The sequence below is a fragment of the Streptomyces sp. NPDC057474 genome (assembly GCF_042802555.1).
Taxonomy (GTDB): Bacteria; Actinomycetota; Actinomycetes; order Streptomycetales; family Streptomycetaceae; genus Streptomyces.
On the sequence record NZ_JBHVDX010000251.1, the window covers coordinates 1 to 13,942 of the forward strand.

Sequence of the window (13,942 nt, forward strand, 5' to 3'; positions counted from 1 at the left end):
CCCCTGGGGGTGCTCCGCCCTACGGCGTTTTCAGGACCCTACGGCGCCCAGGCGCTCTCAGGCGTAGAACCGGGACAGGCTCTGCAGCACGGCCGCCGGCTTGGGGGCGCCCTCGATCTCGATCGTGCCGTCGACGGTGATCTGCACGCCGCCCGGTACGTCCTCCACCGAGGCCAGCCTGCCCACCAGGCGGATCTTCGAGCCCACCTTCACCGGCGAGGGAAAACGCACCTTGTTCAGGCCGTAGTTGACCTTCGTCGACACGCCCTCGACATCCAGCAACTCCGTGAACAGCGGAATGAACAGCGACAGGGTCAGGTAGCCGTGGGCGATCGGCGCACCGAAGGGGCCCTCGGCCGCCTTCTCGGGGTCGACGTGGATCCACTGGTGGTCCCCGGTCGCGTCGGCGAACGTGTCGATGCGCTCCTGGGTGACCTCGATCCACTCACTGGTGCCGAGGTCGCTGCCGGCGAGCTTCTTGAGTTCGTCGATGCCGTTCGCGGTGATGCTCATGTTCCCTGCTTTCCAAAAGAATTGACGGTGAGTCAGCCGATGATTCAGCGATTGCCGTAGCGCTTGCGCACCCGGGCCTTGAGGAGCTTGCCGGAGGCGGTCCGCGGCAACTCCTCGGCCATCACGACCGACTTGGGGATCTTGTACTTGGCGAGCCGCCCGGCCAGCGAGGCCAGCACCTCGTCGGCGTCCAGGGCACAGCCCTCCCGCGGCACGACGACCGCGCGCGGCACCTCGCCCCACTTGTCGTCCGGTACGCCGATGACCGCGCACTCGACGACATCGGGGTGGGCGAGGAGCTGGTCCTCGATCTCGGCGGGGTAGATGTTCTCGCCCCCGGAGATGATCATGTCCTTGATGCGGTCGACGATGAAGACATAGCCGTCCTCGTCGACCCGGGCCGCGTCCCCGCTGCGGAACCAGCCGTCGGCGAAGACCGCGGCCGTCTCCTCGGGCAGCCCCCAGTAGCCGGGCATGACGTGCGGTCCGCGGACCACGACCTCGCCGGGTTCGTCGACGTCGACCGGGGTCATGTCCGGCCGTACGACCCGCACATCGCTGAAGAAGTGCGGCACGCCCGCCGAACCGGCCTTGCTCACGGCGTGCTCAGCGTCGAGGAAGAGCGTGCCGGGGGCCGCCTCCGTCATGCCGTAGCCCTGGAGGAAGGTGAGCCCGCGCTCCTGGAACCTGGCGATGAGCGGGGTCGGCACCGGTGAGCCGCCGCAGGACAGCATCCGCAGCGAGGACAGGTCGGCGTCGGCCCAGCGCGGGTGCCGGGCGATCTGGTCGAACATGGTCGGCACACCGAACATGAACGTGATCCGGTGCCGTTCGATCAGGTCGAAGGTGGCCTCCGGGACGAAGGCCTCGACCAGGACGCAGGTGCCGCCCTTGAGCAGCACGGGCAGGGTGAGCATGTTCAGCCCGGCCGTGTGGAACAACGGGGCCGATACCAGAGCGCGTTCGTCGGTGATGACGTCCTGGTCGACGAGCACGTTGACGGCGTTCCAGATGATGTTGCCGTGCGTGAGCATCGCGCCCTTGGGGCGGCCCGTCGTCCCCGAGGTGTACATGATGATGCAGGTGTCGTCCGCGGTGACGGGCTGGTCGATCGGCTCGGCCTCGGCCCCCTCGAGCAGCGCCTCGTACTCCGCGCCGGTCTCCACGAACGTACGCACGTCGGTGCCGTCGCCCGGCAGTCCGGCGACGAGCCCGGTGAACCCGGGCCCGTACACCAGCGCCTTGGCCCCGGAGTCCGCCAGCTGGTAGGCGATCTCGGGGCCCGCGAGGCGGGTGTTGAGGGGGACGAAGACCGCGCCGAGGGTGCCGGCGGCGAACAGCGCCTCCAGGTACGAGGGGTGGTTGGGCCCCAGGTAGGCGATCCGGTCGCCACGGCGTACGCCGGAGGCACGCAGGGCGTGGGCGAGGCGCGTGGTTCGCTCGTACAGCTCTCCGTAGGTGATGCTCGTGTCACCGTGGATCAGCGCGGTGCGCTGCGGGGTCTTGCGGGCTCGGCGGGCGGGCCACGACCCCAGTCCCTCATTGCGCATGTCTGTGCCCCTGTCCGTCTTTGCACATGGGGTGGTCCCTCACGGCTTCCTCATGGCGTCGTCATGGCTTCGTCAGTCCGAGCAGCCGGGCGGCGTTCTCCTTCAGGATCTTCGGCTTGACCTCGTCCTTGATCGGCAGCTTCTCGAAGTCGGCGAGCCAGCGGTCGGGGGTGAGGACGGGGTAGTCGGAGCCGAAGAGCACCTTGTCCTTGAGCAGGGTGTTCGCGTACTGCACGAGCTGCGGCGGGAAGTACTTCGGCGACCAGCCGGACAGGTCGATGTGCACGCCCGGCTTGTGCGTGGCCACCGCGAGCGCCTCGTCCTGCCAGGGGAAGGACGGGTGCGCCAGGATGATCTTGAGGTGCGGGAAGTCGGCGGCCACGTCGTCCACGTGCAGCGGGTTGGAGTACTTCAGGCGGATGCCACCGCCGCCGGGGACGCCCGCGCCGATGCCCGTCTGACCCGTGTGGAAGAGGGCGATCGTGCCCGTCTCCTCGATGACCTCGTACAGGGCGTACGCCACCGCGCGGTCGTTGGGGAAGAAGCCCTGGACGCTGGGGTGGAACTTGAACCCCTTCACCCCGTACTCCTCGACCAGCCGGCGGGCCTGCTTCACGCCGGCCTTGCCGCGGAAGGGGTCGATGGAGGCGAACGGGATCAGCACGTCCGCGTTGGCGGCGGCCGCCTCGGCGACCTCCTCGTTCGGGACGGGCTCGGTGCCGGTCGCGGACTCGGCGTCCACCGTGAAGATCACGGCGGCCATCTTCCGCTCGCGATAGTAGGCGGCCGTCTCCTCCAGGGTCGGCTTGCGCTTGCCCTCGACCTTGAAGTACGCGGACGAGGCGTCGTGCAGCTCGTCGTCCAGCGACGACGTGCCCTTCTTCGACGACACCTCCGCGTGGGTGTGGACGTCGATCGCGACCAGCTCGTCCACGTTCATGGCGGGATTTGCGGGGCTCATCACGCCTCCGGAATCTTCGGGGCGGGGATGCCCACGGTCTGCGGCTCGGCGCCCAGCGAGGTCGGCCAGACGTCGGCGAGAGCCTCGGGGGTCCAGCCGCCGTTCGCGTACGCCGTCTTGATCTCCTGCGGATGCGACCAGAGTGCCACCTTGTCGCCGCCGATGCCGATGGCCTGGCCGGTGACACCGCGCGCCGCCTCGGAGGCGAGGAACGGGATGAGGGCCGCGCAGTCCTCGGGGGTGCCGAAGCCCTCGCCCTTGCGCAGGAAGTCCGGGAACGGCTTGCCCTCGCGCAGCGCCTCGACGTACGGGGCGAAGACCGGGATGGTCTCGGTCATCGCGGTGGCGGCGACCGGGACGATCGCGTTGACGGTGATGTTCGCCCGGCCCAGCTCCATCGCCCAGGTGCGGGCGAAGGCCGCGATGCCCGCCTTGGCGGCGGCGTAGTTCGTCTGGCCGAAGTTGCCGCGCTGGCCGGCCGGGGAGCCGACCAGGATCAGGGAGCCGCCCTCGCCCTGCTCGCGCATACGGATCGCGGCGGCGCGGGCGCAGGTGAAGGTGCCCTTGAGGTGCGTGGTGATCACCGCGTCGAAGTCGTCGTCGGACATCTTCCAGAGCACCTTGTCGCGCAGGATGCCCGCGTTGGTGACCAGGATGTCGAGCCGCCCGAACTCCTCCACCGCGCGGCCCACCAGGCGGTCCGCCGCCTCGGTCGTACCGACCGGGACGACCTCGGCCACGGCGTTGCCGCCCGCCTCGGTGATGGACTTCACGGCCGCCTCGGCCACGGCCTCGTCGATGTCGTTGACGACGACGGAGGCGCCGGCGGCGGCGAGGGCCTGTGCGTAGGCGAGGCCGAGGCCACGGCCACTGCCCGTGACGACGGCGACCTTGCCGGTGAGATCGATGCTGGGCACGAGGGGGTCCCTTCGGATGGGGTGCGACGACCGACGCTGCGAGCGCCTGCCGACTGCGGCTACGAGATCGAAGCTAAGAGCAATAGTTGTTGACGTCAATAGTTGTTGTTCCCCGGGCGTTGCGTCATGCTGGGGCGGTACGTACCCGCCGCCCCCTCGCCCGGGGCCTCGAACAGGGAGCCCGCCATCGCCCGCCAGCAGACTCAGGACGCCGCCTCGATCGACGCGCACGAGCCGTGGATGCGCGGGCTGCACGCGGACACGGGCTATCTGCTGTACCGCCTGGGCCTGCGGTCCGGGCAGCTGTTCAACTCGTCCCTGCAGGAGTCGGGGCTGCGGCTGCGGCACTACGCGCTGCTGCGCTTCCTGGCCACCTCCCCGGGCGCGCTCCAGCGCGAGCTGAGCGCGTCGCTCGGTTACGACCCGAGCGCGATCGTCGGCCTGGTGGACGATCTGGAGAAGCTTGGCTTCGCCGAGCGGCGCCCCTCCCCCGACGACCGCCGCAGCCGGATCATCGTCCTCGCCGAGGACGGCCGGTCCTTCCTGCGCGACACCGACGAGGCCGGACAGCGCGTCACGAACGAACTGTTGGAGCCCCTCGACGCCGCCGAGCGCGAGACTCTCCATGTGCTGCTGCAGAAGGTCGCCGAAGCCGGACTGGGGTGACGCCGTGCCGATGACCACCGACGCGCTCCCGTCGCCGGGACCCATACCCGAGCAGGCCGCGCCGCCGGGGCCCGCACCACAGCCGACCCGGCCCCCGGAAGCCGCACGCTCCGCCCCCGACCGGCTCCTCGCCGTGCTGGCCGCCTTCGACCACGACCACCCGGCGCTCTCCCTGACCGACATCAGCCGCCGGGCCGGGCTGACCCTCACCACGGCCCACCGGCTGGTGGGCGCGCTCACCGAGTGGGGCGCCCTGGAACGGGACGCGTCCGGGATCTACCACGTCGGGCTCAGGCTCTGGGAGCTCGCGGCGCTCGCTCCGCGCGGGCTCGCGCTGCGTCAGATCGCGCTGCCCTACCTGGAGGACCTGTACGAGGCGACGCACGAGAACGTGCAGCTCGCGGTGCGCGACGGCGACGAGGTCGTCTACATCGAATGGCTCTCCGGCCGCTCGGCCGTGGGCGTCCACATCCGGGTCGGCGGCCGCTGGCCCCTGCACGCCACGGGGGTGGGCCTGGCCCTTCTCGCCCACGGCGACCCATCGTCCCAAGAGGCCTACTGCCAGGGGCCGTTGGCCTCCTTCACGCCGTACACCATCGCCGACGCGCTCCGGTTGCGGCGCGTGCTCGCCGAAGTCCGGCGCACGGGCGTGGCGGTGAGCAGCCGTCAGGTCACCGAGGACGCGCTCTCGGTGGCCGCCCCGGTGCGCGGTCCGGGCGGGGCCGTGGTCGCCGCCGTGTCGGTCGTGGTGCCCCAAGTCGGCGCCCAGGTACCGGTGTTGACGCCCGCGGTACGAGTGGCGGCACGCGGGATCTCCCGGGCCCTGGGCTGGCAGCCGGACGAACCCCGCCGGGGGTCACTGATTCCGGGCCGGGGCATTTCTCCTTCCTGACCGGCGCCGACGTCGACGTCGACTTCTTGATCGACGGCCGGTCCTGCGGCGCCTACTTTTTGGCCGGCGCCTGGGCCGCGTACGTCATCGCGACACCCGCGTGTGTGGCGGTGCCGCGGGCCGTGAGCCGGCCCTGGTCGGTGTCCGCGGCCGGGGTGACCTCCCAGCGCGTGGCGAACCGGCCGCCTGGGCGGATGCGGTTCGTGGTGACCGTGCCGAGGTTGCGCACCTGCCAGCTGTTCGGCGCGGTGAGGGCGAGGCGGGCGGCGGTCCAGGGGCGGGCGGAGCCGTTGGCGAAGGTCGCGGTGACGAGGAACTTCCCGCTCTTCCGGGCGACTTGCAGGGTGACGCCGTAGGGCTTGCGCCGGTAGTCGTCCACCCAGGAGGACCGCATCAGCCCCACCAGCGCGTCGGCCTGGGCGGGCCGCGCCGCCGCGAGGTCGTGCTGCTCACCGGGGTCCCGGGCGAGGTCGTACAGCTCGACCTCCCACCGGTCGTCGGGCGCCTTCCGGTTCTGGCCGGGCGCGAACCGCACCGCCTTGAGGTCACCGCGCCGCACCGCCTCGGCCAGCCGCCGGGCTCGGCCCCCGTCGACCTGGTCGGCGCGCTGGGTGACACCGCTGTGGTTGCGGTAGAAGTACAGGTGGTCGTGGCGCGCGGCCTCGATGTCGCCGACACGCAGCAGCGGTGCCACGGAGAGCCCGTCGATGTCCGACGGGGCGGGCGCGCCCGCGAGTTCGGCGAGGGTCGGCAGCAGGTCGATCAGCGGGGTGGGCCGGTCGGTGGTGCCGACCGGGACACGCTGCGGGGACCAGGCGATGAGGGGGACACGGATGCCGCCCTCGTACAGGTTGCGCTTGTAGCCGCGCAGCGGGCCGTTGCCGTCGAAGAAGTCGGGGTCGGTGCCGCCCTCCTCGTGCGGGCCGTTGTCGCTGGTGACGAGGACGACGGTGTGCCGGTCGATGCCGTGTGCCTTGAGCCGGTCCACGATGTTGCCGACGAGGGTGTCCAGGCCGGTGACCTGGGCCGCGTGGGCCTTGTTCGGCCGGGTCCAGGGCTCTTCGGCGTACGTGCCGAGCTCCGGGGCGAGGCTCGGGGCGTGCGGCACGGTCGGGGCGAGGAACAGCAGGAACGGCTGGTCCTTGTGGGCGTCGACGAAGCCGAGCGCCCGGTCCTCGATGAGATCGGGAGCGTAGACCTTGCGGGCGCCGTCCCGGTTCTCGGGGATGTCCTGCTTCTTGCCGTTGTCCCAGAGGTACGTCGGGTAGTACTCGTGGGCGTGCTTGTGCGTCAGATAACCGTAGAACTGCTCGAAGCCACGGGCGTTGGGGTGGCTCGGCTGGTTCGGCCGCTCGGGGCCGAAGCCCCATTTGCCGATGAGTCCGGTGCGGTAGCCGAGGGCGCGCAGGGCCTCGGCGAAGGTGAAGTCCTGTTCGGTGAGCGCGCCCTGGCCACCCGGGCCCCAGGGGTTCTCGCGGACGGTGGCGTGGCCGCTGTGCAGTCCGGTGAGGAAGGAGCAGCGGGAGGGGGCGCAGACGGGGGCGGCGGCGTAGGCGTCGGTGAAGCGCAGTCCCTCGGCGGCCAGGGCGTCCAGGCGCGGGGTGTCGATCAGCTTCTGGCCGTAGGAGCCGAGTTCGCCGTAGCCGAGGTCGTCGGCGAGGACGACCACGAAGTTCAGCCGCTGCGAGGGGGTCCGGGCGGCGGGCACGACCGGCGCGGACGGGCGGCTCACCTCCGGAGCGGCGACTTCGCGGGCCCCGGCCTTGCGCCCCTCGTGCGCGACACATCCGGCCGCCGCCCCGGTCGCGCCGACGGCGGCGGTCCCGGCGAGAAAACGGCGACGGCTGGGCATGCGAACTCCAGGGTGATGATCGGCGGGCGGGCGTGATCCGATGGTGGACGGGACTCTCGGAGCAAAACCATGCACAGGGCATGAACACCTTGTTGCGGCAGGTCAGCAGAGGCTGCGGTGATCAACTGTGCGCCCCCCGACCCTAGAGAGGGGGAATGCGGGGTTCTGGTTCCACCGAGAACAGTTGATCTTTCCAGAAGCCCGTGCCACGCCTCGCACCGGCCCGGGAGTTTCCCTGGGCCGGTGCGGTGGTTCCGCCGGTGCGGAGGTATGGCCGATGCGGAGGTGCGGCCGATGCTGTAGTGCCGCCGATACGGCTACGGCGTCGGGTTCAGGCCGCCAGGCCCTCGTAGACGCCCGCGAGGATCATGAAGGCCCGGTCGTCGCCGAGTCCCTCGTCGATCATCTGGTTCGGCACGTATGCCACGGTCATCCGGGCGTCGAGGTCGACCAGGACGATCGAGCCGCCCCAGCCGCCCCAGAAACAGGTGCGGGGGTTGGGTAGTTGGCCGCCGTTCAGGCCGTAACCCATGCCGTAGCGCATCGGTACGCGCAGGACGCTGTCCGTGCCGTCGAACTGCTCCTCCAGGACCCGCTCGCATCCCTGCTCCGACAGCAGCCGCACGCCACGGGCCGCTCCGCCGGAGGCCAGCAGCGACTGCACGGCGGCGACCGAACGGGCGTTGCCGTGACCGTTCGCGGCCGGGATCTCGGCGCGGCGCCAGGCGGTCGTGTTGGCGGTGCCGTCCGGTAGGGCCGGGTTGGGCGGCGGGCCGCCCCGGGGCGGGGAGGAGGGCGGCGGGATGATCGGCGCCACCCGGTGGTCGTGCTCGGCGGCGAGCCCGATGTGGAAGTCCGCGCCCAGCGGGCCCGTGACCTCCTCGGCGAGGAAGGCGCCCAGGCTGCGGCCGGTGACCCGGCGGACGATCTCCCCGAGCAGGTACCCCTGGGTGACCGCGTGGTAGCCCGCCTCGGTACCGGGCTTCCAGGCCGGTGCCTGCGCGGCGAGCCGGGAGGTCGCGGTCGGCCAGTCGTACAGGTCCTCCAGCGTCGTGGGCGCCTCGAAGCGGGGCAGGCCGGCCGTGTGCGAGAGCACATGGCTGACCCGTACGTCCTCCTTGCCCGCCGCCGCGAACTCGGGCCAGTACGTCGCCACCGGCGCGTTCAGGTCCAGTTCGCCCCGGTCGGCGAGCATCAGCACGCACAGCGCCGTCATCGTCTTGGTGGTGGACCACACGTGGGTGATGGTGTCCCGCTCCCACGGTGTGGTGCGGTCCGCGTCGGCGTACCCGCCCCAGAGGTCGACCTCCGGCTCACCGTCCACGTACACGGCGACCGAGGCCCCCACGTCCTTGCCGTCCAGCGAGGCCGCCAGCGCCTCGCGCACCGGGGCGAACCTGTCCGTGCACGTGCCATGAGTCATCGCCATGAGGGGAAGGTAACGGGTCGCATCCGACAGATCCATCGAATAAGGCAGGAGGCGCCGGCGAAGGACTTCGTCGCGGATCCCGGCGTGGAGGTCCGAGTCGCGCGTCACGCCCCGGTGGCGGATGGCGCCGCTGCCCGGTGGTGTGGCGTGGTGACTGCCGGAAAGCTCACGCAGCTTACGGACCGGGGAGCAGAAGACGGGGAGGAAGGCGCCGGCCAGGCAGATCGCGCCCGCCCAGACCGCCACGCGCACGCCTGCCACCTGGCCGACGAGGCCACCGAGGGCGGAGCCGATGACCAGTGCGCCGGTGAGCACGGGCCGTCGGCACGCTCTGGCACACGCGGGCCGGGACCGGGTCCGATCTGTCAGCTTTCGGAGTCCGCTGCGCTGATGTCCGAAGTCACCTGCACGCGACCGTGAGTTGATCGAGCAGTCATTTCGGCATGGCGTCGTTGCCGTCCCGCGCGCAGGGCTTCCAGGAGCTGGCCGGAGGCGGCGTCCGAGGGTTCCCGTTCGCTGAGGCGTTCGATGGTGACGGCGATCGCGGCGCGTACACCCGTCGGCGGCAGCACAGCCAGCCCCGGGACGGTCGGCACCATCGTGATCGAGGACACCTACCGGCGCGCCAGACTGTGGCGGTCGGCCCAGGCGTTGATCGCCGCAGCCAACTCCTCGGGACGGTCCTCCGGGGAGTGGTGGCCCGCGAGGCCGTGGCGGGAGACCTCCAGGCCCGCGATGTTCTCCTCGCACCAGGCCACGGCCCCTTGGCCGGTCATCGCGCCCGGGCCCGGCTCGAACGCGGCGAGCAGCTTGGGGACTTCGGGGCTGGCGGCCAGCCAGGCGTCGTAGTGCTCGACGCGGGCCACGATGTCGGCGGGCTCGGTGTCCAGCGGCATCATGCGCGTCCACGCCAGTACCGGGCGGCGGCTGTTCGGGGTCGGGAAGGGGCGGCGGTAGACCTCCAGGTCGGCAGGGGCGAGCGAGGTGGCGAGCGTGTCCGGGAGCCCTTCGATGAACATGGACTTCTCCAGGATCATCTCCTCGCCCACCCCGGGGGTGCGCAGGAGGGTGAACAACTCCCGTCCTGCCGCCGGGAACTCGTCGCCGACCAGCGGCTTGATGATCGTCTCGGTGAAGGCAAGACCGCGGACGCGGCCCGGGAGACGGGCGGCGCGGTCGAAGGCAAGGGCGCCGCCCCAGTCGTGGCCGACGAGGACGGCCTCGGCAAGGCCCAGGGCGTCGAACCAGGCGTCGAGGTAGCGGGCGTGGTCGTCGAAGGAGTAGGCGAGGTCAGGCTTGCCGGAGTCGCCCATGCCAATGAGGTCGGGGGCCAGAAGGCGGCGGCCGGGCGCGGCCACACCCGGCAGGACGTTCCGCCACAGGTGGGAGGAGGTGGGGTTGCCGTGGAGGAAGACGAACGGCAGCCCGTCGGGGTCGCCGGACTCGCGGTAGTGGAGGGTGGAGTCGAGGACGGGGAGGGTGGGCACGGCGGTGTTTCACTTCGCTTTCAGGACGGGGATTCAGAGGTTGAGGCTCAGGACACGGTCGACGGCGATCTCGACGACGACCAGGTCCAGCGGGGCGGGCGGGGCCGCGCGGTAGCGGACGGTGTAGCGGCGGACCGCCTCGGCCGAGCGCGCGGGGTCGTCGGTGACGGCGGCCCCGCCTTCGAGGCTGACCCAGCGGAAGCCGTCCGCCTGGCAGAGCGCGACACGGGCCGTCGGGCCGCCCGCCACCACGTTCCGGGCCTTGCGCGCTCCCGCCCGGGTGGTCACCCGGACCAGGCCGGTGGCCGCGTCGAAGGTGAAGTGGACAGGGGTGACGTGCGGGGTGCCGTCGGGGCGGAGGGTGGTGAGGGTGGCCGTGTGAGGGCGAGTGAGGAACACCCGCGTGGCGGCCGGGAGTTCGACGGTCGCCCGGCTCACTTCTTCTTCACGCCCTCGTTCCAGATCAGCTTGGCGATGTTCGGCTTCACGGCCGTGGTGATGACACCCATGGCCGTACGGATGTACCGCCGCTCCTCCAGCTCGCGCAGCATGCTCGCGGCGAGGTCGGCACGGGCCGTGAAGACGCCGTCAGCGCTCGTCTCGGCGGTGTGGTGGTCCGTGACGACGGGGTGCTCGAAGAGGCCCGAGGGCCGGACGAGGGTCCAGTCGAGGTCCGTCTGACGGATCACGGCCTCCATGCGGCGCATGTCCTCGTGGAGGGTGCGGCCGAGGCGTCGGTTCACCAGCGGGTCGAGCACATGGTTGAAGAAGTGCGCGCCGGTGGGACGCCAGTTCGGGTCGGCGATGCTGGAGCTGACGGCGAGCAGCCGCTTGATGCCGTGGCGGGCCATGGCCCCGGTGATGGCCGTGGCGCTCGCCGAGTACGTGGTGATGGTCTCCTTGCTGAAGCGCGCGCCCAATGCGGAGAGGACGGCGTCCGTCCCCCCGGTCGCGGCGTCGACGGCCGCCGGGTCGGTGGCGTCGGCGACGGCCACGGCGAGGCCGGGCCGCGCGGGGAGGGAGCCGGGGCGGCGGGTCACGGCGACGACCTCGTGGCCGGCCGCGAGGGCCTGGTCGGTGAGGTGGCGGCCGGTCGGTCCGTTGGCGCCGAAGACTGCGATACGCATGGTGTCGGGGCATCCCTTCGTGTGGTTCCCGGAACGCCCTTGACTGTGCCGATCATGAAACGCAGGCTCAACGCTGATGAATAACGCCGCCCCTGCCCCCGCCCGCAGCCGAGGCCGCCCCCGCGGCAACCCGCCGACCCGCGAGTCGATCGTCTCGGCGGCCCGTGCGCTGTTCCTGAAGCGCGGCTACCGACGTACCACCCTGCGCGCGGTGGCCGGGGCTGCCGGGGTCGACCCGGCGCTGATCGCGTACCACTTCGGCTCGAAGAAGGGCCTGTTCGCGGATGTGATGCAGTTCCAGTGCGCCAATGCGCTGGCGGCGGACGACGTCCTCGGCGGCGACCCGGCCACCCTCCCCGACCGCCTGATCGACGCGGTGACGGACCTCTGGGAGGACGCCGACTTCCTACAGCTCACCGCCCAGGGCGACGAGGCTGCCGAGGTCATCCGCGAATACCTGGAACGCGAGCTGCTGGCCCGGCTTGTTGAATTTCTCGGCGGCCAGGACGCGACCGCCCGCGCCACGGCCGTGGTGACGATCCTGGGCGGCCTCATCTACACCCGCTACCTCAACCCCCTCCCCACCCCCGCCGCCCTCACCCCGTCCGAGACCCGCCGCATCCTCACCCCGGCGCTGCGCGCGGCACTTGCCCCGAGGCCGCGCACCGCGGCAACCAGCAGAGCGGGCCGTCGGGGCTCGCCGACCTCCGGTGGAGGCGCCGTCCGGCCTTGACCACCTCAGCACATCCGGTGCGGCCACCCCTGTAGGTAGCGGTGCAGGGAGGTTTTCGGGATGCCGGTCTTGGTGCTGATCTCCCCGTAGCTGCTGCCCTGGTCCTTGAGCAGGCGCGCGTACTCGATCTTGTCGGAGGGGTGGGCTACGGGGCGGCCGACGCGGCGGCCAGCTGCTTCTGCGACGGCGCGGGCGTGGGCAGCGCGTTCGGCGGTGAAGGTGCGCTCCATCTCGGCGAACCGGGCCGGCAGCAGGAAGGCGATGCGGCCCATGCCCTCATGGGCGGTGTCGATGGGCAGCGGGTCGGCCAGCGAGCGCACGCCGATCTGCTTGCCGTTCAGGTCGTGGACGAGGTTGAGGACTTCCCGCAGGTTGCGGCCGAGCCGGTCGAGGGTGTGCACCACCACGGTGTCGCCGGGGCGGGCGTAGGCGAGCAGGTCGGTCAGGCCGGGGCGATCGACGCCGGCTCCGCTATTGTTGTCGACGTGGATCCGCGTCTCGGGGATGCCCGCTTCGCCGAGGGCGTCAAGTCGGCGTTCGAGGCACCGAGTGCGCAGCACGTCCTGGACGATCGCCTCGAGGCGCGGCGTCGGCCCGCGGGGTCAGTGATCCGAAGCCCTGTCGGGCTCACCCCGACGGGACGAAAGCCGTCGATACAACGGGGTGAATCAGCGTCTGCCGGGGCGGCTTCGGTATCAGGTGAGGGCGGCGACCAGCAGGGCGAAGGCGGCGATGATGACGGCGACGCGGACGTAGTGGAAGCGTTCCCAGCGGTTCATCTGCTGCTTCCAGTCGGCGGGCCGGTTGTCAGGGGTCCACGTCTTGTTCCGGTTGTTGATCGGGACGAGCAGCAGAAGCGACATGATCACGCTGAGGATCAGCAGCGCGGCGGCGGTGACGACGAGGCCGGTGCCGTGATGGTGCCATCCGGCGATGGCCCAGACCGCGACGAGGACGAGCGAGCCGATGTACCAGACCGGCATCACGGCGCCGAGCATCCGGCCCCCGTGAGCACGGCCGAGTTGGCCGCTGTCCTCGGGGAGTGCGTTGAGTATCCGGTTCATGACGAAGGCGACGGAGAACTCCACTCCCACCATCACGCCGACGACCACGGTGGTGATGACCTCAAGTGCATCGAGCATGATGACCCCTTCGGGAATCTAGCGTTGCTAGGCGATAAGGTAACGCTAGTACTGCTGCCGCTCGATTGTCTAGCGGTGATAGGATCGAATCATGTCGGTACAGGAACGCAAGCAGCGCGAACGGGTGGAGCGCGAGCGCCTCATCGTGGCGACGGCCCGCGAACTCGCCGAGCAGCAGGGCTGGGACGCGGTCACCACCCGTCGACTCGCCGAGCGCATCGAGTACAGCCAGCCCGTCCTCTACAGCCACTTCCGCGGCAAGCGCGAGATCATCGGCGCCGTCGCCCTGGAGGGCGCCGCGGAGATGGCCGTGGCGGTGCGGGCCGCGGCAGCCGCCGCGGACGGCCCGCGCGCCCGGGTCGCCGCCCTGGCCCGCGCCTACCTCGACTTCGCTGCACGCAACCCGGCGGTCTACGACGCCTTGTTCCAGCTCGACGGTGGCCTGGCGTACGCGCAGGAGGACACCCCGGAGCCGCTGAAGGACGCCTTCGCCGCGCTGCTGGAGAGCCTGGGCGAGGTCGCCGGGGACGGCGTCCACACGGGGCTGTTCACTGAGGTGTTCTGGGCGTCCCTGCACGGGCTGGCCACCCTGACCCGGGCGGGACGGCTGCTGCCGGAGGACGCCGCGCAGAGGGTGGATCTGCTGGTGGACCGGCTCGCCATGGTCTGACAC

At 71.2% G+C, this 13,942-nt stretch carries 16 protein-coding genes; 4 read left to right on the forward strand and 12 right to left on the reverse strand.

Translation table 11 applies throughout. The features are described 5' to 3' along the window. Positions 1 to 57: 57 nt before the first annotated feature. From ACFU53_RS40995 to ACFU53_RS41010, 4 genes are all read right to left on the reverse strand, one after another. Positions 58 to 513, reverse strand: coding sequence for a MaoC family dehydratase (locus ACFU53_RS40995; RefSeq protein WP_384004645.1), 456 nt, complete (start codon positions 511 to 513; stop codon positions 58 to 60). 44 nt (positions 514 to 557) lie between these two features. Beyond that, on the reverse strand, positions 558 to 2,063 hold the full coding sequence (gene menE, locus ACFU53_RS41000; protein ID WP_384004647.1) for an o-succinylbenzoate--CoA ligase: 1,506 nt from the start codon (positions 2,061 to 2,063) through the stop codon (positions 558 to 560). Between the two features lie 61 nt (positions 2,064 to 2,124). Beyond that, on the reverse strand, positions 2,125 to 3,003 hold the full coding sequence (locus tag ACFU53_RS41005; protein WP_326585539.1) for an amidohydrolase family protein: 879 nt from the start codon (positions 3,001 to 3,003) through the stop codon (positions 2,125 to 2,127). Between the two features lie 20 nt (positions 3,004 to 3,023). After that, positions 3,024 to 3,941, reverse strand: coding sequence for an SDR family NAD(P)-dependent oxidoreductase (locus tag ACFU53_RS41010; protein WP_384004649.1), 918 nt, complete (start codon positions 3,939 to 3,941; stop codon positions 3,024 to 3,026). A gap of 240 nt (positions 3,942 to 4,181) precedes the next feature. Between ACFU53_RS41010 and ACFU53_RS41015 the strand changes: the two genes are divergently transcribed. Both ACFU53_RS41015 and ACFU53_RS41020 read left to right on the forward strand, forming a co-directional pair. Beyond that, positions 4,182 to 4,607 carry a MarR family winged helix-turn-helix transcriptional regulator gene (locus tag ACFU53_RS41015; RefSeq protein ID WP_384004672.1) on the forward strand — a complete coding sequence of 142 codons (426 nt, stop codon included), beginning with the start codon at positions 4,182 to 4,184 and terminating at the stop codon, positions 4,605 to 4,607. 4 nt (positions 4,608 to 4,611) lie between these two features. After that, the gene (locus ACFU53_RS41020) at positions 4,612 to 5,499 is read left to right on the forward strand and encodes an IclR family transcriptional regulator (RefSeq protein ID WP_384004651.1); all 888 of its coding nucleotides are present in this window, start codon (positions 4,612 to 4,614) and stop codon (positions 5,497 to 5,499) included. A 52-nt stretch (positions 5,500 to 5,551) separates the two neighbouring features. Here ACFU53_RS41020 and ACFU53_RS41025 read toward each other — a convergent pair whose 3' ends face one another. The 6 genes from ACFU53_RS41025 to ACFU53_RS41050 form a co-directional block, all read right to left on the reverse strand. Further along, entirely contained in the window at positions 5,552 to 7,351 is a 1,800-nt protein-coding gene (locus tag ACFU53_RS41025) for a sulfatase-like hydrolase/transferase (protein WP_384004653.1), read from the reverse strand. 331 nt (positions 7,352 to 7,682) lie between these two features. Continuing rightward, entirely contained in the window at positions 7,683 to 8,780 is a 1,098-nt protein-coding gene (locus ACFU53_RS41030) for a serine hydrolase domain-containing protein (RefSeq protein WP_384004674.1), read from the reverse strand. Between the two features lie 365 nt (positions 8,781 to 9,145). Then, complete coding sequence (locus ACFU53_RS41035) at positions 9,146 to 9,379, reverse strand: hypothetical protein (protein ID WP_384004655.1); 234 nt, start codon at positions 9,377 to 9,379, stop codon at positions 9,146 to 9,148. Between the two features lie 15 nt (positions 9,380 to 9,394). Continuing rightward, positions 9,395 to 10,267, reverse strand: coding sequence for a haloalkane dehalogenase (locus ACFU53_RS41040; RefSeq protein WP_384004657.1), 873 nt, complete (start codon positions 10,265 to 10,267; stop codon positions 9,395 to 9,397). Between the two features lie 33 nt (positions 10,268 to 10,300). Beyond that, positions 10,301 to 10,705, reverse strand: coding sequence for a pyridoxamine 5'-phosphate oxidase family protein (locus tag ACFU53_RS41045; protein ID WP_384004659.1), 405 nt, complete (start codon positions 10,703 to 10,705; stop codon positions 10,301 to 10,303). Continuing rightward, positions 10,702 to 11,394: an NAD(P)-dependent oxidoreductase gene (locus ACFU53_RS41050; protein ID WP_384004661.1), complete on the reverse strand. Its 693-nt coding sequence runs from the start codon at positions 11,392 to 11,394 to the stop codon at positions 10,702 to 10,704. The genes ACFU53_RS41045 and ACFU53_RS41050 overlap by 4 nt, the downstream gene beginning before the upstream one ends. Before the next feature lie 76 nt (positions 11,395 to 11,470). Here ACFU53_RS41050 and ACFU53_RS41055 point away from each other — a divergent pair, with 76 nt between their 5' ends. Beyond that, the gene (locus ACFU53_RS41055) at positions 11,471 to 12,127 is read left to right on the forward strand and encodes a TetR/AcrR family transcriptional regulator (RefSeq protein WP_384004663.1); all 657 of its coding nucleotides are present in this window, start codon (positions 11,471 to 11,473) and stop codon (positions 12,125 to 12,127) included. 5 nt (positions 12,128 to 12,132) lie between these two features. On the opposite strand, the gene ACFU53_RS41060 is transcribed toward ACFU53_RS41055, so the two are convergent. Further along, positions 12,133 to 12,687, reverse strand: a complete 555-nt coding sequence (locus ACFU53_RS41060) for a recombinase family protein (protein WP_384004665.1) — start codon at positions 12,685 to 12,687, stop codon at positions 12,133 to 12,135. Between the two features lie 135 nt (positions 12,688 to 12,822). Next, on the reverse strand, positions 12,823 to 13,269 hold the full coding sequence (locus tag ACFU53_RS41065; RefSeq protein WP_384004667.1) for an anthrone oxygenase family protein: 447 nt from the start codon (positions 13,267 to 13,269) through the stop codon (positions 12,823 to 12,825). Between the two features lie 91 nt (positions 13,270 to 13,360). Between ACFU53_RS41065 and ACFU53_RS41070 the strand changes: the two genes are divergently transcribed. Further along, positions 13,361 to 13,939, forward strand: a complete 579-nt coding sequence (locus ACFU53_RS41070; RefSeq protein ID WP_384004669.1) for a TetR/AcrR family transcriptional regulator — start codon at positions 13,361 to 13,363, stop codon at positions 13,937 to 13,939. Positions 13,940 to 13,942 lie beyond the last annotated feature (3 nt).